This is a genomic window from Marinomonas sp. ABL3_031, assembly GCF_056161265.1.
Genome location: NZ_JBSWYU010000011.1, coordinates 113,086 through 136,072 on the forward strand (window position 1 = coordinate 113,086; position 22,987 = coordinate 136,072).

The following is a 22,987-nucleotide window of genomic DNA, read 5'->3' on the forward strand; positions in this document are numbered from 1 at the left end:
TATCAGTCTAATAGTCAGCAACCCATTATGTTAAAGCGCCAATTGGTGTTATGAGGTATTGAATGAAAAAGATAGGATTGTTGTTACTGATTGCACTATTGGCGACGGGCTTTTTTTATTTTGATCTGCACCAGCTGTTGACGTTAACCGGATTGAAAGACGGTTTGGTACAATTTGAGGCTTGGCGAAATGATAGCCCCATTTTGGTTGGTGGTGGCTTTTTGCTGTTGTATGTCTTAGTCACCGCCTTATCATTGCCCGGCGCGGCAATTATGACCCTAGCGGCCGGTGCTTTATTTGGATTAGGGTGGGGGTTATTCATTGTTTCTTTTGCCAGCTCCATTGGTGCCACCTTGGCTTTCTTGGTATCACGTTACTTGTTACAGGCGTCGGTACAATCTAAATTCGGTGACCGTCTTGCAGCCATTAATCAAGGTATTGAAAAAGAAGGCGCGTTTTATCTATTTACCTTGCGCTTAGTGCCTGTTTTCCCTTTTTTCTTGATTAACCTCTTGATGGGGTTAACCCGAATTCGTGCTTTCACATTTTACTGGGTCAGTCAGCTTGGCATGTTGGCGGGTACGCTAGTGTACGTCAATGCTGGTACGCAACTTGGTCAAATTGATAGCTTGTCAGGTATTTTATCGCCCTCCTTGTTGTTGTCTTTCGTTTTATTAGGGGTGTTTCCTTTAGCATCAAAGAAAATTCTCGATTGGTTGAAAGCACGTCGAGTATATCAAGCTTATACCAAACCTAAGCAATTTGATCGCAACATGATTGTAATAGGTGCAGGTGCTGGTGGATTGGTAAGTGCTTACATTGCTGCAACAGTTAAGGCCAAAGTTACCTTGGTAGAAGCGCATAAAATGGGTGGCGATTGCTTGAACTATGGCTGTGTACCTAGTAAGGCCTTGATTAAGAGTGCCAAAGTCGCCAATCAAATGCGTCATGCGGAACAATACGGACTTCAAAGCAGCGAACCTAGTTTCTCTTTCAAGCAGGTGATGCAGCGCGTACAGGACGTGATTCGTCAGGTGGAACCGCACGATAGTGTGGAGCGTTATACGGGATTGGGTGTGGATGTGGTACAAGGCTACGCCAAAATCGTCGATCCTTGGACAGTGGAAATCCAGCTAAATGAAGGCGGAACAAAGCGCATGACCGCGCGCAGCATTGTTTTAGCCACAGGCGCGCGCCCTTTCGTTCCTGATTTACCTGGTTTGGATGAGGTGGGGTATTTAACGTCAGACACTATGTGGCAAGCGTTTGCGGAACGAGATGAGCCACCAAAACGTTTGGTTATCCTCGGTGGTGGCCCCATTGGTTGTGAATTGGCGCAGAGTTTTGCCCGTCTGGGTTCGAGTGTTACTCAAATTGAGCGCTCTGCTCGTCTCATGGCCAGAGAAGATAAGGATGTCTCTGAGTTAGCAGAAACCACTTTAAGAGCAAACGGTGTGAAAGTCTTAACGCAGCATAATGCGGTGCGTTTTGAAAAAGATGGCGAAGTGAAACGTATGATAGTCGAACACCATGGTGAGGAAAGCTCAGTAGAGTTTGATGATGTAATTTGTGCGGTGGGTCGTCAAGCTCGATTGGAAGGTTATGGTTTAGAAGAACTGGGTATTGAAACCAAGGGCACCATAGTGACCAATGACTATCTGGAAACTTTATTCCCAAATATCTATGCCGCTGGTGATGTGGCTGGGCCTTATCAATTTACTCATGTAGCGGCACATCAAGCATGGTATGCCGCGGTGAACGCTTTATTTGGTTCCCTGAAGCGCTTCAAAGTCGATTATCGAGTCATTCCTTGGACCACCTTTATTGATCCAGAAGTGGCGCGTGTTGGTTTAAGTGAGCAAGAGGCGCAAGACAAGGGGGTGGCCTATGAAGTGGTGCGTTATGGCATTGATGATTTGGATCGAGCCATTGCGGACAGTGCAGGACAAGGTTTTGTCAAAGTATTAACCGTGCCCGGTAAAGACAAAATTTTAGGGGTGACCATAGTCGGTGAACACGCTGGTGATCTATTAGCCGAATTTGTTTTGGCGATGAAACACGGCTTAGGGCTAAATAAAATACTGGGTACGATACACGCTTACCCAACTTGGGCTGAGGCTAACAAATACGCAGCGGGGGAATGGAAACGCGCCCATGCACCAGAGAAAGTGTTGAATTGGCTTGAAAAATACCACAGTTGGCGTCGAGGTTAAGTAATGAAACATTGGCTATTGTGTTTGGTATTATTATTAGGCACCTTGGTAAATGCGGCGTTTGCCAATAGCGATTTTGATCATGCTGCTTGGGATGCTTTGTTAAAGCAAAATGTAAGTGTGCTACAAGATGGCAAAATCACACAAGTGGATTATCAAGGTTTTGCGCAACAAAGATCGGTATTGAAGGCTTACCTAGTTGCCCTATCAGCCGTTGAGAAAGCTGAATTTGATGCTTTTACAAAAGATGAGCAATTGGCTTTTTTGATCAATGCTTACAATGCATGGACGGTCGAATTCATTTTGACCGAATGGCCTGACCTGGATTCCATTAAAGACTTGGGCAGCTTGTTTAGTTCGCCTTGGTCTAAAGACATCGCCTCATTATTTGGTGAGCAGGTCACTTTAGATAATATTGAGCATGACATGATTCGCGGCTCTGATCGTTATCAAGACCCACGCATTCATTTCGCCGTGAATTGTGCCAGCATAGGGTGTCCTGCGCTTCGTGCAGAAGCTTACCAAGGAGAGGTGTTGGATCAGCAGTTAGAGCAGCAAACACAACTTTTTTTGGCGGACAAAACGCGTAACCGTTTGGTGGAAGACGAATTGCAATTATCGTCTATCTTTAAATGGTACAAGCAGGACTTTGCTAAAGGCTGGTCGGGGTATGATTCATTAGAGAGTTTTCTTTTAGTTTACAAAGATGCCTTGTCCCTTACTCCACAAGCTATCCAATCCTTACAAAAAAAGGATCTGGATATCAGTTATTTGGATTATGATTGGGAGCTCAATTCAGTCCCACGATAGGCTCATAAAGACGGATAGTTGCGCATCATTTCCCAGAAAAGATTGACTTGATAACTGTGCGTTTGCTGTCGTAAGCGCACCATGTAGATAGCGACGTCATTGTGTGATATGAAGTTTTCCACCTCTACTGGTAGCAACTGCTCTGCCTCCAGTTCATTTAATATCATGTGCTTAGGCATTCGTGCCCAGCCCAACCCACCTAATAATAAGCTTTTCTTGGCTTGAAAATCGTTTACATACCAGCGTTTCCCGGTGGCCAGAACGTGTCTATGGCCATGACTGGAACCATCGCTGGCTGTGTTGATGACCAGTATTTGCGGTACATTCTGCAAGCTGGTGATTTTGAGTTTATTGCTGGTGGCTTGTAACGCTTCTAACAAACTAGGGCTAATGACTGTGATCATTTCCATTTTATAAAGCTCTAACATGGAGTGACGGTCATCGAGTCCATACCGAGGGCCGATGGCGATTTCGGCTTTTCCCTTGGCCAGTCTATCCTGTAAACCGTAGAGATGGTCTGTGGTGAGATCCAATTCAATATCCTTATGCTGGGCTTGAAAGGCTTGGATACGATTCACGCACTCTTTATCTAGGCTCATTTGACTTAAACAAAGCTGCAGCGGTGGTGTTTCGACTCCCTTTGCCAATTCATGGCCGAGAGATTCTAGCTGCATGGCTTGTGACATGAGTTTCTTCGCTTGGCGAAAGAATGCATGACCTTCTGCGGTGAGGCTGGGTCGATAGCTGTTGCGATCGAATAAGGTAATGTCGTATTGATGCTCTAATGCCTTAACAGCGGCACTGACGCTGGGTTGCGTTTTATGAATGGTGTCGGCGGCAGAACGAAAGCTGCCCGTTTCAACTACCGCGATGAATGCTTTAATTTGATCGATTTTCATAGATCCACCAGATGATAAAAATTTCATATCATTATAATAATAAAACGAGATTATTTATTTTTCATTTGATGATTTATTATAAGCCTATAAAACGCTGATTTGATAAGTGTTTAGGAGGTTTATATGGAGACATCCATAATCGTTTTATTCTTAGCCGGTCTGATTACTGGCTTTTCCAAATTTTCGGTAGGCGGCATGGGACTTTTAGTCTTACCTATCGTGATGATTGCTTTTCCCGGTCCAGAAGCCCTTGGTGTACTTTTGCCCTTGTATATCATTACCGATTTAATGGCCGTATCCAGTTATAAAAGCAAAATTGCTTGGCCAGTATTGGCAAGGTTCCTACCTTTGGCGTTTGTCGGAGTGCTAGTGGCCAGTCATTTTCTCGCCAATATTAATGCCGATCAGTTTATTCGTTTTTTAGGTGTGACAATTGTTGCCATGATTCTATTGGGGCTTTACTTGGATATGCGCCCAGCGTCTTTTATGCGGCGACCTTTGGCGGCCTATTCAATGGGCTTTTTTGGCGGTGTGGTGAGCATGGTTGCGAATGCAGCAGGGCCATTATTTAGCTTGTTTTTGTTGGAACAAAAGTTGGATAAAACCACTTATGTTAGTACGCGAGCTTGGGCATTCTTCATCGTTAATCTAGTGAAATTGCCATTTTACATAGGTTTGGGTTTGCTAACGACGCACAGTGCGCAAACCAGCCTATATGCAGTACCTGGTTTATTAGTTGGCTCGTTCATTGGTTACCACTTTTTGAAAAAGGTAAATCCAATTCAATTTAAGTGGTTGATTCGGATCATGTCGACCATAGCAGCATGTAAACTCTTCTTATTTTCCTAAGACGGCCACATACAATTTATTTCGAGTTACAAGACAAAATACCTTGGCAACACGCCTTAATAATCTGCAAAAACGTACAAAAATCATACAAAAGACTGTTGCCATACGCTTGTTTCTAAATTTTCTTTAAGCGTTACTTATAGTATTGCAAAGTAATTTCTTTGCGCTTTTGTACTGCTTTTGCGGATCTAGATATGAAGCAAGAAAACCACTCATTAGTGGCACTGAATGAAATATTAGAAATCACTCCTGTTGCTGCAGTATGTTGTGAGTTAGAAACAGGCCAAATTACTTACATCAACACCACTTTTATGACCTTGTTTGAAGAGTCGTTAGAAACTTACTCGAGTGTATATGACTGGTTAAAATCCAAACTTCAACAGGATATTTTTCAGCAAAATATAGAGCCGCTTCGTGAGCAAAGAATCGCGTCTGAGCTGGACTTATGTTTATCAACAGAATTGGACAATAGGTTACAGGTTAAGCTTAGCTATGAGGTATTAGCAGACAAAGAAATTTGGTACTTCCGTAATATTACTGAATACGGTATTACCGAGCGACGTTTGAATGCGCGCAGTGAAATGTTGGAAATGGTTGCGAAAAGTTCTGCCTTAGAAGACATTTTAGAAATTTTGGTAAGGCAAGTGCAGTTCGAAATGCCCGAGTCCATTTGCAGTGTATTGCTTTACGATAAAGACGCTAATGCTCTGATGTTGGGAGCCGCTCCCGACCTTCCTCATGAATATAATAGTGCGATTGATGGGGTGAAAATCGGTATGAATGTTGGCTCCTGTGGTACCGCTGCTTTTTTGCAACAACGTGTCATTGTGGAAGACATTTTTTCTCATCCCTATTGGATAGATTACAGAGACCTAGCCAAGGTGGCTGACGTTTCTGCTTGTTGGTCTGATCCTATTTTGTCTTCAAAAGGTGAATTGCTTGGCACGTTTGCAATCTATCGAAGAAAGCCTTCTCGACCTTCTTATAAAGATTTAAAGCTGATTAATTTCTCTAGTAATCTTGCCAGTATTGCCATTGAAAGTTTTCTTGCACAGGAAGAATTGGAAAAACGTGCCTATTTTGATCATTTAACAGGGTTGATAAACCGAGGCTATTTTTTTGAGCAGTGTGAAACCATATTGGATTCTTTTGTAGGCGCTGTTGGCTCGGTTTCCTTAGTGATGATGGATGTGGATCATTTCAAATCCGTAAACGATTTATATGGACATAAAACGGGGGATTTAGTGTTACAAACCTTGGCGCAAAATGGCTCAAGCATTTTCTCCAATGAAGACGTCTTTGCTCGTATTGGAGGTGAAGAGTTTGTTGTTTTAATGCCAAACGTTTCTCCTCGGCAAGCTGAGAGTAAAGCGGAAGCCTTGCGCAAAATAATGGAAAAAAGCTGGGTGCTGAGCGCAGAAAAGCAAAAAGTATTTGTTACTGTTTCCATTGGCGTTGCTCATAAAACGGACGGTTATTGCTCGGTCGATGAGTTACTCAGTTGTGCTGATAAAGCCTTGTATCAGTCAAAGGCTTCCGGTCGTAACTGCGTAACCGCACAATATTCCTCTAGTTTGCCAATTATGTTGTAAATAATCACTCCTCCCAAAAAATCCCTTTTATCATTTTAAATAATTGATTTTATTGTTTTTAATTACCTCGTAAAGACTTTAAAGAAACAGTGTTTTTAAATTTTAGACGCATATGTTTCATAAAGTGTTGAAATTTTTTATTTAAGGTTTATATTGAAAAGTCCTATCAATAATAATAAAAAGGTGTTTCATATGAATTTTAAAATAATAACAGGTGTTATTGCTTTAGGATTAATGAGTGCGTCTGTGCAGGCTACGAGCATCAACCTTCGGCATGAATTTGTGCCTGAGCACGATGGTCAGTCAGCCAGTCACTCAGATCGTATTGAAGTTGGTCATCGTTTTTCAAATGGCATTGGCTTTGGTGTTGAAGCCAAATGGAAAAGTAATAATGAAGATGCTTTTGGAGAGTTATCAGGTAACGGTCAGCAGAGTAATATCAGCTATCGTATTAAGTTATCTGACGATTTAACTTTCACTCCTCAATATAAGTGGGAATCTGGTTCAGACAAACTCAGCCATCAGTTTAATTTTAGCTTTGGTTATAAGGTGAGTAGCGATTGGTCCGTTGGTTTCAGACATAGGTATAACTACGAAGCCAAAGTGGAAAGTGATAACTCACACTACAATCGTTGGACCTTCTCTGCTGGCTATAAAGGCGTTGAAAACTGGTCATTAAGTACTGCCATAGACTATACATTTAACCCCGAAGCCTCTGGGCCGCGGTGGGAAGATAAACAGTCTTGGTTTTCAGATGTGAACTTTAAAGGTGAATACACTGGCCTTAAAAATGGTTGGAACCCATTTGTGGAATTTGGTTTGAAGCCATATAAGTCTGGTGAGACTTATCGATTTAATGGTGAAGATGTTACTGCGAATGACAAATGGCGTCCTCGTTACCGTGTAGGCGTAAAATACAGTTATTAATCCCCTTGATAACGTTTAAAGTGTGACTCTCCTTTATAAGCAAAGGCCTATCTCAATGAAATAGGCCTTTTTTCGTTATCTGGCAGAGTCTATGAGAGTAAAGCTTGGTTGAATCTGCGTTAGCTTTTTAGTCAAATAATTCAACAGCATTCCGTACATAGGCACAAACAAAGCTAAGCTAATGATGAGTTTGAAAGTAAAGTCTACTAAGGCAATTTCAGGCCAGTGGGTTGCCATAAAGTCATCAGGACTTTTATAGAATGCGATACCAAAGAAAGCCAAAGTATCTAAGCCATTGCCTACCAAGGTTGACGCCATAGGTGCTATCCACCATTGCTTTAGCTGGCGTAAGCGATTGAAAACTTGAATGTCTAAGGCTTGTCCTAACAGGTATGCCATCAAACTAGCAAAGGCAATGCGTGCCACGAAAGTATCAAAGTTTAATAAAGCAGCGAGGCCTTGGAAGCTGCCTTGTGCAAATAACACGGATACCAAATACGAGACAAGTAATGATGGAATCATTACAGCAAAGATGATGTTTCTTGCTAAGGAAGCGCCAAAAATTCTCACCGTTAAGTCCGTAGCGACAAAGATCAGCGGGAAAGTAAAAGCACCCCATGTGGTATGGAAACCAAACATGGTAAAGGGAATTTGTACCAAATAATTGCTAGAAGCAATGATCAGTAAATGGAATATAGCCAAATAGCCCAGAGCTTTGCTCTGTTGCGCAGGGGTAAATGTACTCATGTTTTACCTTTTTCGTTTAATTGGGGTGAGGGAACCCAAATGGATTTTTGAAATTTGACTTGTAGGTCAAATATACCGCGGCATTATAACCAAGCTATCTCGCAGCGCAATACTTTTGTGTAAATTATGATCAGTGATCTAGCGGCTTTGACTTCTAAAATTATGTATTTAAACAACCTCTTAACTGGCGCATAAAGCATTCTATTCTATATTTATTTAAGTAAGGTATGAAGGAGTTCACTGACGTACAGAAGGCTTATTCGCACCTACCTTAAGCGCGTTTGTTGTATTCGTTCTGAATCAGTAACTCAATCATCTCATTGATTTTCATTTCATGTTCTTCAGCGAGAGCGTTGAGTTTTTGTTTGGTGTTTTGCGTCATGCTAATGCTGTATGGCTTTTTACCATTAGACTTTTCGCGGAATTTCTTCTGACTCCAAGCTTTTTTCATCTTATCGATTAATAAAGCCTTACGATCAAGATTGTCTGCTAAATCAATGGTTGTAATTACGATTTCTTGCTTTTCGGTATCTCGGTGGCTGGTCCATGCCATTGGCAAAGGGCGAGTTTTGACATTTTGTAGATAAGAATACGCCCATTGCCATTGAATAACATTACTGTCTTCTAGCCAGTCAGTAACTGATGTGTCTGCTTCAATTTCAAACCACAGGCTTTTCAAAAAATCGAGCACGTCTTGCTGACGTTTTGCTGTTAACTCTCCAAAGTAAAAAGCATTAAGAATATCTGCATAACGATCAGTATTATTGTCTTTTTCGATGAGAAAGGGCTGGCTTGATAAACGATTCAACAATGGATGAGGAAGGTTTTGAGTGTCAGTATCTAGTGAGTTGAAGTTCGTATGTTTTTTTAAATAGCACCAAAGCCAATTACAGAGTCGTGTATCGTTTTTGTCGACCCAACGAAAGTAGCTGTGTGGTAATTGGGTGCCGTTAAAGGCTGTTGTCATTTGAGCGGCGAAATTTTTCGGTGCTTTTTTCTTGCGAATTAATAAGTCCAGTTCTGCATTGATGTTTTTAATTCTTTCTTCTATGTTTCTACCTTGTAGGTTTTTTATAGCGGTGCCACGAATTTGTTGTACTAAGTAATCGGCGTAAAAAGTGCACTCTCTGTCTGAATGAGCCTCTAGTATTTCAACATCAACATTACTTCTGAACATTTTAATTCCTTTCGCTAGTATAGTGCTTTTCTTATATCTTACTACAGTGTAGCGTTTGTCGTAAGTCTCAGTGCAGCGATCATATTATATGCTACAGCGAACATTGTTTCGGCCAGATTGTTTGGCTTCTTGTAGATTACTGTCGGCAATATTAAAGACTTCTTGACGTGTTTTGGCTAAATTTGAGAAGCCTATTCCGATGCTGATTGTTACCCCAGTAATGTCCTCTACTTTCATTTGATTAATGATACTGCGAAGCTGTTCAGCCATGTCGAGAACCTGTTGAGGGCTTCGATCTAATGTCAAAATAATAAATTCTTCTCCTCCCCAGCGTCCAATAACATCTTCAGGTGCAATGGTGCGATTTAGATTCATGGCCACTTTTCTCAATACTTTGTCGCCCATTGTGTGTCCGTATTGATCGTTAACTTGTTTAAAATAATCGATATCTATGAGTAGTAAGGCATAGTTTTTGGTATTAGTATTGATCAGATCGATCTGTAGCTCTGTAAAGACATTCTCCAACCCTCGACGATTTAATAACCCTGTCAATAAATCAACATAGGCGTAGTTTTCCAGCAAGTTCATACGAGTATTGGCAAGCGAGGATTGGATTCTGAGTCGAATGACAGTCCACAGCAAAACAATGTAAACACTGTGAGCAACCGCTATATTCAACACAACGCCGAGCGTATCGTCTAAGCTGTGATGCTTGATTAGCACTAAAAAATGGCCAATTAATGTGGCGCCCAGAACGAGCAGTGTGGTTGGAGCTGCTCGTCTTATCTCAAGAAATAAATAGGCGATAACATAATTAAGACCTAACCATTGAGCGGCGTTTGAGAATAAGGCATTGCTGCCCATATGATGCCAAATGCTCGTGCTGATCAGGTAGCCAGCGACAATTAAATAGGTTAACAGGTGTAAATTACCTTGATTATGATGCTTTGATACTCTACTCAAGACATACATGAGAGCAAAAGCCAGCATACAAATAGGGTAAGCCGTTGCATCAAATTCAGAGATGATGCCGCTCAATTCATCAATCATCCAAACCAAGGCAAAGCATACACAAGCGAGAATCAACAAACGACGAAAGAGCTTTGGCTCCATGGCTTGTGATCTTATAGAGGTGTCTTGCTGACTAGAATCACTCATTTAAATAGATAGCTCGTTTTAATACGACAAAAAAATAATTGGCCCTGAATATTGGCTGGTTTTCATGCAGGAATCCTTCAACCTGATGGTAATCATAATTCTCATTGTTCTTTAAATAAACGATCAACAAAATATTTTGACCGATTAGTAAGGAACTAATCAAGGTGCGAACAAGCCTTCTTAGCGTAAGTCTTACCAGAGAGAGGATCTATAAACTTACGATTGATCAGTGATGTAAGTGCTTTATAGTGCAGAGAAGGTTTTATCTGAAAGGCTAGAAGGGTATCAATATTAAAAAGACTTAAATGTAGGTAGCTCATTCGGGCTGCACAGAAGCTTGCTGCCGCCTTAGTTAATCTTCTTGCCAATATGGTGATACTTGACAGTGAAATTTGCCTTGAATAACTGAGTCATCTACTGAATGAGGTGAGTTCAATTGTTAGCCCTTAGTTAAATCAACTGATGCTGAAAAGCGAGTAAGTAGGTTGTTAGTGCTGCGATAAGAGGGGGTCAGGATAAATCAATTTTCAACAAAAAGGGCATTTAAAAAATTAATTACGGAGTAGTGTTTTTGGTAATTTTATTGTTTTTTATTATCCATCAAGTCCATTTTTTAGGCTAAATAAGGAATAATCCTCTATTTCGATTCATTTATATTTATTTAGCAAATTTCGTGCAAAATGTTGAAAAAGTGCTTTCTATACATATAAAACGGTTATCTTTACAAAAAGTTCATGTCTTGGAGAACAAAATGTCTAACTTAAGTTCGTTATTTACTCCGGTTACTCTTGGTGATCTTAAATTGCCGAATCGCTTTGCAATGGCGCCTTTGACTCGCTGTCGTGCACCAGAGCATCAGCCTAATAATTTGATGGCAGAATACTATTCACAGCGCGCTGCAACTGGATTAGTGATTACTGAGTGTACAATGGTGAGCCAAGCAACGTCGGCATTTGGGAATGATCCTGGTGTTTATTCTGCTGAGCAAGTTCAAGGTTGGAAACTGACAACGGAAGCGGTACATAAAGCCGATGGTCGTATTTTTATGCAAATCTGGCATGCCGGGCGTGCAGCACACCCTTTACTGAATGCTGGTAAAGAAGCCGTGGCGCCTAGCGCTATTGCCATTGAAGGCGATACTCACACTCCTGAAGGTAAAAAAGCTTACACAGTGCCAAGAGCTCTTACGAAAGCGGAAATCGCTGATATTGTACAAGACTTCAAACAGGCTGCGATCAATGCCAAAGAAGCCGGCTTTGATGGCGTAGAAGTGCATGCGGCCAATGGTTATTTGATTGATCAGTTCTTGAGAGACAGTGCAAACCAGCGTGATGATGAATATGGTGGTTCCTTTGAAAACCGTGCGCGCTTCTTGATGGAAGTCTTGGATGCGGTAACGGAAGTGATGGGCAGCGGCCGTGTTGGGGTTCGCTTATCGCCTTTAAATAGCTTCCAAAGCATGAAAGACAGTGATCCAGTGGGTTTGGTAACCTATCTTGCTAAAGCTTTGAATCGTTACCATTTGGCTTACCTACACTTAATGCGTGCTGATTTTTTTGGTCTGCAACAAGCGGACGTCGTGCCTGCTGTTCGCGATGTTTATGAAGGTCACTTAATGGTCAACATGGGATACACGCCAGAAGAAGCGGCGCAAGTGATCGCTGATGAGCAAGCGGACAGTGTTGCTTTTGGCACGGGGATTTTAGCCAACCCAGATTTCGTTTCTCGTGTTCAACAAGGTGCAGAATTGAATCAACCGAATCCAGATACTTTTTACACACCAGGAGCGGAAGGCTATACGGATTACCCAAGCTTACAAGCAAGCTAATCACATTAGCAAAATAGTCTGTTAGCGAAAGCCAAGGCACAAATTGAAGTGCCTTGGTTTTTTTTACCTCAATTTAGTCATTGAACCTATATTGTCAAAGAAAGGTTGACCCGGCTTGCGCAGGTCTTTTAACGTATTGCTTATCACTAGATTGTTAAGGCTTTAATTGTGACATTGGCTTCCAAATTGCCGCAAGTTGGCACCACCATTTTTACGCAAATGTCATCCTTTGCGGCGCAATATGGTGCGATTAATTTATCACAGTGTTTTCCAGATTTTCCGGCAGATCAAGCGTTATTGGAGCGAGCTTCTCACGCTATCTTGCATGGTAATAATCAGTACGCCCCAATGACAGGCTTGCCTGTATTGCGCGAGGCGATTCAAGACCTTATTGCTCGCCATTACAATCGTCAGGTCAATGCTGACACTGAAATCACAGTCACCAGTGGCGCATCGGAAGCGATTTTTGATGGCATTACTGCCTTAGTGAATGCAGGCGATGAAGTCATCCTATTTGACCCAGCTTACGATCTCTATGAGCCAGCGGTTTCATTAGCAGGAGGGGCATGTAAGCGTGTGGTGTTGAAAGCACCAGACTTTCGACCAAATTGGTCAGAGTTTGCTTCATTGATCACAGATAAAACTCGTTTGGTGATAATCAATACGCCACATAACCCCACTGGAACCTGTTGGCAAACAGAAGATTTGGAGCAGCTTTGGCAAGTAATAAAATACAGAGACATTTATGTCTTATCCGATGAAGTCTATGAATTTATCCACTATCAAACTCAAAGTGTCAGTGTGCATCGTCATGATCAATTAGCTCAGCGCAGCATGATAGTGTCTTCTTTTGGCAAGAGTTTTCACCTAACTGGTTGGAAAGTGGGCTATGTAGTTGCACCAGAAGTCATTACTCGTGAGCTTAGAAAGCTTCATCAATACATTACTTTCAGTACGGCCACACCATTTCAGCAAGCGATTGGCGAGAATCTATTAAATACACCTTGGGCCAGTGGTGAACTATCACCCTTTTACCAAAATAAACGAGATATTTTACGTACTGCCTTGGCTTCTAGTCGGTTTCAACTTCTACCCTGCCAAGGCACCTATTTCCAATTATTGGATTATAGCGAGATTAGTGATTTAGACGATGTGGCGTTTTGCCAGTATTTGGTGAAAGAGGTTGGTGTCGCCGCCATTCCGGTCAGTGTTTTCTATCAAAATCCACCAACAGAACAACGACTCATTCGTTTATGTTTTGCTAAAGACGAAAGCACCCTGCTTGCTGCTGCGCAAAAATTAGCTCAACTCTAAGGAGAGATGAGGTTAGCTTGGCATGGCATCAAAACAAGGTGCCTGATTAAGGTCCACGTCCCAGTTGCCTTTGCTGCCCATGAAAATATTGGCTTGGGCTTTTATGTCTAAGTCAGAATCTAGGCTACCAGCGGGCACCACAACCAAACCGCGTGCTTTGGCATCAATCGGCACATTGGAACCACAAGTTTGACAAAAAGCGCGTGCAAAGTTGCTGTCTGGATGGCGATAAAAACGAATGTGGTCTGCTCCACTTGTCCATGTTAGTTCGGCGCCTGGGGCGAATAAATTCGCACAGTGAGACGTTCCAGAGGTTTTACGACAGCGACTGCAGTGGCACAAGAAAAATTTTTTAAATTCTCCTGTTAGCTCGTAACTCACCTGTCCACATAAACAAGAACCTGTATGATGTTGTGACATTCTCCCCTCCATTTTTATTATGATTTTGCCATACTTTCTTTATAGCAAATTTAAGCCTTAACGAAAGGTGTTTTTTTCGCCAAGGTGAAGGTAACAAATAATAAAGCTATCAGCGAACAACAGGTCATGCCAAGTATCATAGGCAAAGGTTCTTTGTTCATGAATGGGCTTAGAATGGCAATAAAAATTGGCCCAATTGCCATTTGCATTGTGCCTAATAAAGCTGAGGCGGTTCCAGCAATACGACCGTGATTTTCCATGGCAAGAATCGAGGTCGTGGGGATCACTAAACCGACTCCAGCACTGGCGATTAGATAACATCCCATAAACAAATACAAAGAATCGAATCCGACAAGGTAAAGACTCGTCATACAACACATAGCAAGAGCACAAATCCACTTACCAACTCGAATGACACTTTCAATTCCGTAAAGAGAACATAAGCGGCCATTAAACTGAGCAGCGAAGAAAAAGCACATGGCATTTAATCCAAAGGCCAAACCGTATTGTGTTTCGTTAAGGCCGTAATGCTCGATCAGTACAAAAGGTGAGTTTGCTAGATAAATGAAAAAATTGGCCAAAGCGAAGCTGCCCGCAAACACCAATCCCATGTAATGATTGTCTTTTAAAAGCGTGACATAGGCTTTCAAACTGCTGCCTTGTGATCGAGTGTGTAAGCGTTCTTCTAAAGATTGGCTTTCACTTAGGCCGAATTGAATCAATAACAAGCCAAGACCAGCACAAATAGCTACCAAAACAAAAATCCCGCGCCAATCTGTTAAGGTCAGAATGGTGCTGCCAACCAAAGGGGCGAGAATCGGAGAAATACCAAATACTAGCATCAGCAATGACATCAATTTCGTTGCCATGACACCAGTATAAAGATCACGCACAATGGCTCGAGCAATGACCACCCCAGCAGCCGCGCCTATTCCTTGAAAGAAACGATAAAAGATGAGTTCGTCCAAGGAGGAGGCAAAAATGCAACCAAGTGTGGCAAGAAAGAAAATGCCCATACCAAAAAATAATGGCGGTTTACGGCCAAATTTATCCGATAACGGGCCGTAAAAAAGCTGTGACATACTTTGTGCGATGAGGAATACGGTTAAACTGAATTGCACTTCTGCCACGCCCACCTGATAAAACTGGCTGATTTGCGGCAAAGCTGGTAGATACATATCAATAGCAAAAGGGCCAATCGCAGATAATAGACCTAGAATAATCGCGATTTTATAAAACCCTAATTGACGACTAGAGGTGTGCATTTTCGTTCCTATGAAAATTGAAAGGTCGTCATTGTACTCTGCTTTAAAAAAGAATAACCAGCGGTAAAATAGGTTGCTGAATTGCTAAGACAAGTTTTAACATTGCTGAGCTTTTGGCCAGTGATGACCGACAATCAAAACAGATAGAACTCACCGCTTGACTGATCAGTATGACACTTTAGTAAGAAGTGAGAGAAACAATATAATGGCGGCTTTTGAGATTCATTTTAATGTGCTTTCAGGTACCACTACACTTAATGATTTTGGTCGCACCTCTACTTCCAAATAGTCCGCTTTGCGATTTTCGCCATCAATCACATAATGACCAATTTGACTAATATCCACGCGCACTTTGGCAGCCCTCTTATGGAATATCCCTGAGTCTTTTAGCGTATTGCCTTCGTCGGTTTCGTTATTGCTTAGTCCCAGCCTAGCGAGCTCTACTAGATTGAGTATTTGCGTACGTTCAGGAGCTAGCCAAGTTAAATCTAACTCACCGTCTTCAATATTAGGTATGCCTTTTCCTTGTGCTAGTAATGTGGTCACAGGTGCCGCATTGGCGATGGTCAAGCTTGGTGTTTGAATATTAAAACTGTCTTCGTCATTCAGTGTAATACTAAATTCATGTATCTCATTTTGACTAATGGCTTCCAATAAGCCTTGCAGGTAAGCTATTTGACCATTGCTTTGCTTTTTTTCTCGGCCCGCTTTTTCAATCATTTGTTGTTCAAAGCCTACCCCTGCCAGTAGAAGCATCAGTTCATTATTGCAGGTGGCCGTATCAATTCGCTGTTCACAACCATCAATAATATTGAGACAAATTGTTTTCGTAGAAGCGATTTTTGATAAGCTGCCGCATAATACATGACTGAGCGCATTGGCTGTTCCAAAGGGAATAATACCCAGTTTAATATTTGTGCCAACCAAGGCGCTGGCCACTTCTCTTACTGTGCCATCGCCACCGCAAGCTATGATGATATCGGGTGACATTTCAAGGGCCTTTTTGGCTAACTCTGTGCCATTGACGTCGAGTGTGGTGGTTTCTACTGTCAGATTGTAATAACCTGATAAGAGTTTCATTATGCTGTCTTTTTCTTCTTCCCACCGACGTTTGCCGGCAACAGGATTGGCAATAATCCAAGCGCTGTTATGCACCACTAGGCACTTATTTTCAAACGCTTGGTTGAGGTGTTTAAACTGTTTATTATTGAGTCTAACGGTGGAACGAATTTTACGAATTTTATTCATGATTTCTTTTGGCTTGGTGTCAGGGTATTGGCTTAATAAATAAGCCGCCACCATGAAAACCGAACGCCCACGACCAAGAGCGCAATGAACGACAACCGAACGGCCATTCTTTTTATGGGTGTGTATCCAATTTAACGCTCGTTGTATTTGTGTGTCTGTTGGTACTGAGTGATCCAAGATAGGAATGTTTAAATAGTCTATGTTGGCTTGTAAAGACATCCAATTGAGCGAGCTGAATTCTGCTGTCACGTCTAATACGCCGCTGATGTTTTCACTTTTTATGTCATGAATATCCGAAGGAAAGAGACGTCTTGCCAAATAGATGCCATCGTCAATCTTTTGCAGGGCAGGAACCGGATCGTTACTGCGAGCCCAACTGTTATAGAATTGAGTGCTCCATAAAAATGGCATGAAAACCCAACGAATATAAAATGGAACTGTGCCATTAGAACGTTTGCGGAAAATAGTTGGCTTGTTTAGTAAATAGGCCAAACTGACAGCAAAAAACGATAAAGCAAACCATGCCCAAGCCAATTTGAAATAGAGGTGGCTGGTAAAAATAGTCAATAAAATAAAGGTGGCAGTGACCAATAAAAAATAGTTTGGTTTAAACAAATCTGCTCTCCTAGTATGCAACCCAGAATTAAAGGGTAGCTTAAAAAATAGTCAGCGGAAAGGTGCAAATTATGTATTGAGTATCAATCAGTTAAATCTATCTCCAGTTAAAGAATGCGCTGAGTTTGTGACGGTGGAAAGCCGTAGAAGCGTTTGTATTCCCGGCTAAATTGAGAAAAACTGCTGTATCCAACTTGAATGCTGGTCTCAGTAGCGCGCACGCCTTGCTTTAGCAACACTTGTGCTTTTTGCAACTTGCTCGACTTAATGTACTGCATTGGTGACACCTGCATGACTTGTCTGAAAGTATTAAAAAAGCGTGTTTTGCTCATGTTAGCGATTTCAGCCAACTCCTTAACCTGGATGGAACGATTGGTGTTATCGTGGATGTAATGGATGGCTCTAGATATGGGTTGGATGCCACCATGCTGGTTCAATAAATGCCGTAAAGCGTCACCGTACTGACTGGTGAGAAGTCGATAATAGATTTCGTCGACCACGTACTCGCCCAAAATTTTAGCATCGAGTCTTTCATGACCAAGGTCCATGAGTTTATTAAATAAGGCTAAAAGTCGATCATCCGCTTTGCCAACCATTATCGAAAATAGATCTTCTTTGGGAGTGGCTTCCCTTCTTCCTTCAAAGCCTTCAATACGTAACATCATATCCGCTAAGCGTACCAAATTGATCTCTAACAAACCTAATAATAATGGTACTTGTGTATCGGCTTGAAGAAGATCATTAGACATCGGAGTGGGTAAAAAATTGATGAAAAAATCTCCCGTTTCGTAGGTATACGCATGACCTCCTACCTGACAGCGCTTGATCCCCTGACCCATTAAGCAAATAAAAGGTTGATAAAAGGCATGGTTCTTGGTCTGTAGTTGAGACGACCGATACACGCCAAAGTTAGGTATTAGTGACGGAGTAAAACCGTCTGCAGTTGCGTGGTGCGCTAACCTTTGTCGAAATTCGGTGAGTGCGTCTGACATGGCCTGTCCTTGTGCACCTCATTAAGGGGCAAAATAGTAACCATTTAAAATACCTGATAAGGAACCTCTGAACTCTAGTGACCAAGCACACATGACCAAGGTTGTAGCGTTTTCTCAATGCAATCACGCTTAACATTCCTGCTCACTCTTGCCTTGATAGGCCGTTTCTCTGGTAAGACTGATGTTTAGAAAACTTATTCGCACCTTCCCTAGGTGCAGTATGACTGCACTGTAGCGTCTATATATGTATCAGCTTTCTCTTATCGATATCCATAAAATTAATACATTAATCAATATACGTGATGTGTATTTCCTTAAAGTATTATTCCGTCTCGTAAGGGGAGTTCGCTACCCGGTTAAATAATCGTTAATGAAATTATCTAATAAAGGTTTTGTAACATGTGGCATAGTAATAATATGAGCAATATCTCCCTCAATAGCCAGTTGCCACTTATTAATTATTTTTGCAGAAGGCCTAGGAACAACAACGGTAAGCGAGTGAGGATTTTTCCAAGCATTGATGTCTTTTTCATTTAGTTTTTGGACTAGATAATTTGCGTTTTCCAGACATTGAAGGGCAATTTTTTTAAATCCATCTGTCCCATGTTTATTGATGGTGTACCAAAGCAATAGAGTTGAATGCCCATTTCGTGAACCACTCAAAGTTGTATCCACCGATCCAATACATTCAATATTTTCACCTATCTTATCGACAAAACTTTTTTTGGTTAGAACAATGCCACATGGCATAGGTATGCCAAAAAATTTATGACCTGATATCGCCAAAGAATGAACTCCATGAGCGAGACCAAATTTAAAATGATCATCAAAAAAAGGAAGTATCGCACCGCTAAGAGCTGCATCACAATGAATATAATGATCTTTGAAAGATAAGCTTTCTATTATTTTTTTAATCTCTGGAATATTGTCGGTAGCGCCTTTCATGGTTGTGCCAACAGTGGCCAAAATGATAGGGGTTTTTGTTTTATTTGCTTGAAGGGTATGGGCAAGGTCAGCTAGATCCATTTCGCCTTTTTCGTTTGCAAGAATTTGAATTGAAGGCATTTTTAATAACTTTAAAATTTTAGGGATTGAATAGTGAGCCTCGCTTGAATAATAGACTATACTGTTCTTGAACATTTCTCTTGCAACATAAAGGCCATACATATTACCTTCTGTTCCGCCGTTATTTACATAGCCCCAATAGTCATTATCTTTGATACCTGTTATCTGAGCGATGAATTCAACAACTTCTATTTCAAAGCTATGAGTCTTTACTTTATAAGGGCCATCGCTTAAGGGGTCTCCAGCATTATTAATGGTAATTTTAAAAAAATCATAGAGCTTTGAATAGTCGTAAGCTAGATTGGCTGGGTAACCGATCATTTGCTGAGATTGCTCAACTAAATAATCTTTAAAATTATTTAACTTTAGTTCATAGTCCATCATGTTTTGCGTCCCTTGAGCGTTAACTCAAAATTAGAATAATTGTTATTATTGATATTCTCTGTCACGTACTTATAAAAATAAGTTGCACGTTCAGGAGTAACATGTTTTCTGTTTTTTTCAAATAAAAACCCCAATTAAGTTAATAACTTCCATAATTTTTCCACATTTAAAGTCTCATGTAAGTCTGTACTTTTCACAAATAGACTCACTGCAACTCATTTTATGACTCTTCTTCTTATATCTTCTATTTATAGGTGTAGAGCTTTCTCTGAATAGATTGCAAGGCTCTCAAAGTACTGTATAAATTTGCTAAGTCGAAAGGGTGTTTTAGCTGAAAGCTGTTTGTACTCAGCCTCTGATTGTGCGTTTTCAGGTAATCGAACTGACATATGATAATACGGGCTGATGAATGATTTTCTAAAAATAGAACTTGAACGAATAGGCATGCAATAAGCTCAAATAGGCCTTAAATAAAAATATTATCAGCACTAGAGTATAGGTATTCTTATTTTCAAGATTATGGAGGTAACGATGAACAATTTTGATTACTACAACCCAACGCACATCGTTTTTGGTCAGAACCGTCTGACAGAATTGGATAAACTCATTCCTAGCAATGCGAAAGTGATGATTACCTTTGGTGGCCAAAGTGCCAAAAAATACGGCACCATAGATAAAGTACGAACCGCCTTACAGGCTCGTGATATTATTGAATTCGGTGGTATTGAGCCAAACCCGCAGTTTGATACTCTGATAAAAGCCGTCGAGCTTGTAAAAGCGGAACAAGTTGATTTCCTGCTGGCTGTGGGTGGAGGTTCTGTGATGGACGGAACCAAGTTTATTGCTCTGGCAGCAGAGTTTGTTGGTGAAGAGTACCAACAAATCCTCAATTATGGCTTTACCCCAGTACCAGTGGAAAAAGCCTTACCATTGGCTTGTGTGGCCACCTTACCTGCGACGGGTTCAGAAATGAACATGGGGGGCGTGATTACCTATCAAGCGCAAAAATACCCATTCATGTCACCGCTGGTCTATCCAACCTTCTCTGTTTTGGACCCAGATCTGACCAAAACTTTACCAAAAGAGCAAATCGCCAATGGTGTTGCTGATGCCTTTGTACACGTTGTAGAACAGTATGTTACACAGCCTGTGAAGGCGAAAGTTCAGGATAGAATGGCAGAGGGTATTCTGAAAACCTTGATTGAAGATGGCCCAGTGACCTTGGCTGATAATGACGATATGGATGCGCGTAAAAATTTCATTTGGTCGGCGACCAATGCACTTAATGGCATCATTGGTGCGGGTGTTCCACAAGATTGGTCAACCCACATGATTGGTCATGAAATGACGGCACAATACGGCATTGCTCATGGTCGAACCTTAGCCATTATTTTGCCCAATTTGTTGCGTGAACGTAAGACACACAAACGCGCCAAATTGCTGCAATTTGCAGAGCGCGTTTGGGATATTCGTGAAGGCTCTGAGGATGAGAAGATTGATCTTGCTATCGATAAAACCGAGGCCTTCTTCAACTCTCTTGGAATTGAAACGAATTTAACTCACTACGGCATTGATGATGCCGGAATTGACAACATATTAACAAGTATGGAAAAAATGGGGTTAACGGCGTTGTCGGAAACGGGCGATTTGACACTGGATATAGTGCGAAAAATACTCATAGCAACTAAGTAACCTCACGCTTTGACGATTCTTAAACAGCGATACAGTCAGTGCCTGTGTCGCTTATTTTAATTTTGCTATTGTGCAAAGCTAATCACTCATTCGTTTTTCAAAATGGTGGCCAAATAGTTGCTACCCAGTTGACGCATTTGTAGCTCGACCCAGGCTGCACGTTTGCGTAAGTAGCGAGTAAGATTAACGGGGTCTCTGGTACGAGGGCTGGGTAAGAGTACGGCTAAACGGGCGGCTTGATCCTTGGTTAAGCGTCTTGCAGAACGGCCAAAATAATGTTGGCTGGCGGCTTCAACGCCATAAATACCTTTACCAAATTCGGCAATGTTCAAATACACTTCAAGTATGCGTTTTTTCCCCCACAATGTCTCTAAGCTTAATGTTAACAAGGCTTCCATTCCTTTGCGAAAGAAGCTTTGTTGTGGCCAGAGAAAGATATTTTTCGCGGTTTGCTGAGAGATGGTGCTGGCGCCACGTAGGCCTTTGCCATTAAGAAATTGCGCTAAAGCTTTTCGTATGGCTGAGAAGTCCACGCCATTATGTACAGGAAAGCGTTGATCCTCAGAAGCCACCATGGCCAAGGCTACGTGATTCGGCAACTTATCAATACTGATCCAATCGTATTCGACAGGATAATCACTTTGTAGCATAAAAGCTGTAGTGGGCAGAGGAACAAATCGAAACAGCAATAATATTAAGATGAAAACTAAAGCAACACGCCAAAACACATACCAAAGTTTTTTTACTATCCCACGCCATAACCGACTCAATATATTGCGCTTGGGCTGGTTTTTAGATTGAGGCGCAGACTTAGTTTTGGATGTCTGCCTGGTCTTAGGTTTAGAATTTGCCTTAGATTGAGAATGAGATTTGGTTTTTGGCATTAATGCTTACTTCCTACCACTTAAGGCATCCACTGCTGTTTACAAAGTAAACCATATGCGAAGGATTGAGTCATCTCAGAAGACGATTAGACAGTTGTACTTGAAGTTACCTTTGCGCCTTGTCTTTTGCAGCACACAGGGCAGTATTTGACGTGTTTCCAATCTCGCTCCCACTTCTTACGCCAAGTAAACGGACGCTGGCAAGCTAAGCAAATCTTTTCGGGTAAGTGAGGTTTCTTATGAGCCATGTTTACTGATACGCAAACGAGAGAGAATGGGATCGACGAGTAGTGGAAATGGGAAGGGAGCTACCCCGTGAGACTTTTGTCAGCCTTAACCAACAGCGGCAAGTCAATTTTGCGATGTCGACAAATTTTTCTCTGGCGTCGTCGATTTTTTCAGCCACTTCGAAGAGGTGTTTGCCGTGTACTCTTTCAATGAAGCTACTTGATGTCGCTGATTTGCTAAGGCGTTTTTTTGTACTCAAAGAAAGTGATAAGCCGCTGGGACTGCGGTTAAAAAAACCTTCGATCAGACTGCCTTGGTTATTTTACAGTCTACCCCAAGGTTCTTTTTATCACTGGCCGTTTCTTGTCGGTTGCAATACGTTGGTGTCAATACTAAAATTAACCATGTAGAAGGGCTTAACATATGACTTATTACTGGATTGTCCATATGTTCTCACGCTACCAATGATTGGCCAGTGACATCATTGTTGATGGTTAGACTAAACATTGTTTAGTCACCCTGACCCCAAAGAGCTAAAGGGCTGCCACGAACTATCATTTTCCATTTTAAAAAAGAGCATTTGTCATGCTCTCAGAGTGTCGATAAACCCCAGTATTTTCACTGGGGTTCTTTTTTTTAGCTTTGTTTTTTAAAAATACATTAGGTCGTTCTATACTGAG

19 protein-coding genes are annotated in these 22,987 nt (G+C 41.5%); 8 read left to right on the forward strand and 11 right to left on the reverse strand.

What is annotated here, in order from left to right; all coding sequences use genetic code 11:
- Positions 1-62 precede the first annotated feature (62 nt).
- Positions 63-2,213: an FAD-dependent oxidoreductase gene (locus ACXAH2_RS13015; RefSeq protein ID WP_475079071.1), complete on the forward strand. Its 2,151-nt coding sequence runs from the start codon at positions 63-65 to the stop codon at positions 2,211-2,213.
- A gap of 3 nt (positions 2,214-2,216) precedes the next feature.
- Positions 2,217-3,023, forward strand: coding sequence for a DUF547 domain-containing protein (locus ACXAH2_RS13020; RefSeq protein WP_475079073.1), 807 nt, complete (start codon positions 2,217-2,219; stop codon positions 3,021-3,023).
- Positions 3,024-3,025: 2 nt separating this feature from the next.
- On the opposite strand, the gene ACXAH2_RS13025 is transcribed toward ACXAH2_RS13020, so the two are convergent.
- Positions 3,026-3,922 carry a LysR family transcriptional regulator gene (locus tag ACXAH2_RS13025; RefSeq protein ID WP_475079075.1) on the reverse strand — a complete coding sequence of 299 codons (897 nt, stop codon included), beginning with the start codon at positions 3,920-3,922 and terminating at the stop codon, positions 3,026-3,028.
- 123 nt (positions 3,923-4,045) lie between these two features.
- Between ACXAH2_RS13025 and ACXAH2_RS13030 the strand changes: the two genes are divergently transcribed.
- From ACXAH2_RS13030 to ACXAH2_RS13040, 3 genes are all read left to right on the forward strand, one after another.
- Complete coding sequence (locus tag ACXAH2_RS13030) at positions 4,046-4,771, forward strand: sulfite exporter TauE/SafE family protein (protein ID WP_475079076.1); 726 nt, start codon at positions 4,046-4,048, stop codon at positions 4,769-4,771.
- A 194-nt stretch (positions 4,772-4,965) separates the two neighbouring features.
- A complete protein-coding gene (locus tag ACXAH2_RS13035; protein ID WP_475079078.1) occupies positions 4,966-6,363 on the forward strand; it encodes a sensor domain-containing diguanylate cyclase in 1,398 nt (465 codons plus the stop codon).
- A gap of 192 nt (positions 6,364-6,555) precedes the next feature.
- On the forward strand, positions 6,556-7,290 hold the full coding sequence (locus ACXAH2_RS13040; RefSeq protein ID WP_475079080.1) for an oligogalacturonate-specific porin KdgM family protein: 735 nt from the start codon (positions 6,556-6,558) through the stop codon (positions 7,288-7,290).
- Positions 7,291-7,365: 75 nt separating this feature from the next.
- Here ACXAH2_RS13040 and ACXAH2_RS13045 read toward each other — a convergent pair whose 3' ends face one another.
- The 3 genes from ACXAH2_RS13045 to ACXAH2_RS13055 form a co-directional block, all read right to left on the reverse strand.
- Entirely contained in the window at positions 7,366-8,037 is a 672-nt protein-coding gene (locus ACXAH2_RS13045) for a 7-cyano-7-deazaguanine/7-aminomethyl-7-deazaguanine transporter (RefSeq protein WP_475079082.1), read from the reverse strand.
- 271 nt (positions 8,038-8,308) lie between these two features.
- Positions 8,309-9,214: a hypothetical protein gene (locus tag ACXAH2_RS13050; RefSeq protein WP_475079083.1), complete on the reverse strand. Its 906-nt coding sequence runs from the start codon at positions 9,212-9,214 to the stop codon at positions 8,309-8,311.
- An 84-nt stretch (positions 9,215-9,298) separates the two neighbouring features.
- Positions 9,299-10,372, reverse strand: coding sequence for a GGDEF domain-containing protein (locus ACXAH2_RS13055; protein WP_475079085.1), 1,074 nt, complete (start codon positions 10,370-10,372; stop codon positions 9,299-9,301).
- A gap of 751 nt (positions 10,373-11,123) precedes the next feature.
- On the opposite strand from ACXAH2_RS13055, the gene ACXAH2_RS13060 reads away from it, so the two are divergent.
- Together ACXAH2_RS13060 and ACXAH2_RS13065 are read left to right on the forward strand one after the other, a co-directional pair.
- Positions 11,124-12,200, forward strand: coding sequence for an alkene reductase (locus ACXAH2_RS13060; RefSeq protein ID WP_475079086.1), 1,077 nt, complete (start codon positions 11,124-11,126; stop codon positions 12,198-12,200).
- A gap of 168 nt (positions 12,201-12,368) precedes the next feature.
- A complete protein-coding gene (locus tag ACXAH2_RS13065) occupies positions 12,369-13,514 on the forward strand; it encodes a methionine aminotransferase (protein ID WP_475079087.1) in 1,146 nt (381 codons plus the stop codon).
- A gap of 12 nt (positions 13,515-13,526) precedes the next feature.
- Here the strand turns inward: ACXAH2_RS13065 and ACXAH2_RS13070 are convergent, their stop codons facing one another.
- The 5 genes from ACXAH2_RS13070 to ACXAH2_RS13090 all read right to left on the reverse strand — a co-directional run bounded on the left by ACXAH2_RS13070 (position 13,527) and on the right by ACXAH2_RS13090 (position 19,503).
- Positions 13,527-13,934, reverse strand: a complete 408-nt coding sequence (locus ACXAH2_RS13070) for a GFA family protein (protein WP_475079088.1) — start codon at positions 13,932-13,934, stop codon at positions 13,527-13,529.
- Positions 13,935-13,984: 50 nt separating this feature from the next.
- The gene (locus ACXAH2_RS13075; RefSeq protein WP_475079089.1) at positions 13,985-15,199 is read right to left on the reverse strand and encodes a multidrug effflux MFS transporter; all 1,215 of its coding nucleotides are present in this window, start codon (positions 15,197-15,199) and stop codon (positions 13,985-13,987) included.
- A 222-nt stretch (positions 15,200-15,421) separates the two neighbouring features.
- Positions 15,422-17,062, reverse strand: coding sequence for a diacylglycerol kinase family protein (locus tag ACXAH2_RS13080; protein WP_475079090.1), 1,641 nt, complete (start codon positions 17,060-17,062; stop codon positions 15,422-15,424).
- A 107-nt stretch (positions 17,063-17,169) separates the two neighbouring features.
- Complete coding sequence (locus ACXAH2_RS13085; RefSeq protein ID WP_475079091.1) at positions 17,170-18,054, reverse strand: AraC family transcriptional regulator; 885 nt, start codon at positions 18,052-18,054, stop codon at positions 17,170-17,172.
- A 348-nt stretch (positions 18,055-18,402) separates the two neighbouring features.
- On the reverse strand, positions 18,403-19,503 hold the full coding sequence (locus ACXAH2_RS13090) for a histidine decarboxylase (RefSeq protein WP_475079092.1): 1,101 nt from the start codon (positions 19,501-19,503) through the stop codon (positions 18,403-18,405).
- Between the two features lie 531 nt (positions 19,504-20,034).
- Between ACXAH2_RS13090 and ACXAH2_RS13095 the strand changes: the two genes are divergently transcribed.
- Positions 20,035-21,195, forward strand: a complete 1,161-nt coding sequence (locus ACXAH2_RS13095) for an iron-containing alcohol dehydrogenase (RefSeq protein WP_475079093.1) — start codon at positions 20,035-20,037, stop codon at positions 21,193-21,195.
- Positions 21,196-21,281: 86 nt separating this feature from the next.
- Here ACXAH2_RS13095 and mtgA read toward each other — a convergent pair whose 3' ends face one another.
- Together mtgA and ACXAH2_RS13105 are read right to left on the reverse strand one after the other, a co-directional pair.
- Positions 21,282-21,965, reverse strand: coding sequence for a monofunctional biosynthetic peptidoglycan transglycosylase (gene mtgA / locus ACXAH2_RS13100; RefSeq protein ID WP_475079094.1), 684 nt, complete (start codon positions 21,963-21,965; stop codon positions 21,282-21,284).
- A 200-nt stretch (positions 21,966-22,165) separates the two neighbouring features.
- Positions 22,166-22,327 carry a DUF2256 domain-containing protein gene (locus ACXAH2_RS13105; protein ID WP_475079095.1) on the reverse strand — a complete coding sequence of 54 codons (162 nt, stop codon included), beginning with the start codon at positions 22,325-22,327 and terminating at the stop codon, positions 22,166-22,168.
- Positions 22,328-22,987: the final 660 nt, after the last annotated feature.

Excerpts from the sequence above, each read along its gene's own strand:
- ACXAH2_RS13015 (WP_475079071.1), top strand. The coding sequence starts at position 63 with ATGAAAAAGATAGGATTGTTGTTACTGATTGCACTATTGGCGACGGGC.
- ACXAH2_RS13020 (WP_475079073.1), top strand. The coding sequence starts at position 2,217 with ATGAAACATTGGCTATTGTGTTTGGTATTATTATTAGGCACCTTGGTA.
- ACXAH2_RS13025 (WP_475079075.1), bottom strand. The coding sequence starts at position 3,922 with ATGAAAATCGATCAAATTAAAGCATTCATCGCGGTAGTTGAAACGGGC.
- ACXAH2_RS13030 (WP_475079076.1), top strand. The coding sequence starts at position 4,046 with ATGGAGACATCCATAATCGTTTTATTCTTAGCCGGTCTGATTACTGGC.
- ACXAH2_RS13035 (WP_475079078.1), top strand. The coding sequence starts at position 4,966 with ATGAAGCAAGAAAACCACTCATTAGTGGCACTGAATGAAATATTAGAA.
- ACXAH2_RS13040 (WP_475079080.1), top strand. The coding sequence starts at position 6,556 with ATGAATTTTAAAATAATAACAGGTGTTATTGCTTTAGGATTAATGAGT.
- ACXAH2_RS13045 (WP_475079082.1), bottom strand. The coding sequence starts at position 8,037 with ATGAGTACATTTACCCCTGCGCAACAGAGCAAAGCTCTGGGCTATTTG.
- ACXAH2_RS13050 (WP_475079083.1), bottom strand. The coding sequence starts at position 9,214 with ATGTTCAGAAGTAATGTTGATGTTGAAATACTAGAGGCTCATTCAGAC.
- ACXAH2_RS13055 (WP_475079085.1), bottom strand. The coding sequence starts at position 10,372 with ATGAGTGATTCTAGTCAGCAAGACACCTCTATAAGATCACAAGCCATG.
- ACXAH2_RS13060 (WP_475079086.1), top strand. The coding sequence starts at position 11,124 with ATGTCTAACTTAAGTTCGTTATTTACTCCGGTTACTCTTGGTGATCTT.
- ACXAH2_RS13070 (WP_475079088.1), bottom strand. The coding sequence starts at position 13,934 with ATGTCACAACATCATACAGGTTCTTGTTTATGTGGACAGGTGAGTTAC.
- ACXAH2_RS13075 (WP_475079089.1), bottom strand. The coding sequence starts at position 15,199 with ATGCACACCTCTAGTCGTCAATTAGGGTTTTATAAAATCGCGATTATT.
- ACXAH2_RS13085 (WP_475079091.1), bottom strand. The coding sequence starts at position 18,054 with ATGTCAGACGCACTCACCGAATTTCGACAAAGGTTAGCGCACCACGCA.
- ACXAH2_RS13090 (WP_475079092.1), bottom strand. The coding sequence starts at position 19,503 with ATGATGGACTATGAACTAAAGTTAAATAATTTTAAAGATTATTTAGTT.
- ACXAH2_RS13095 (WP_475079093.1), top strand. The coding sequence starts at position 20,035 with ATGAACAATTTTGATTACTACAACCCAACGCACATCGTTTTTGGTCAG.
- ACXAH2_RS13105 (WP_475079095.1), bottom strand. The coding sequence starts at position 22,327 with ATGGCTCATAAGAAACCTCACTTACCCGAAAAGATTTGCTTAGCTTGC.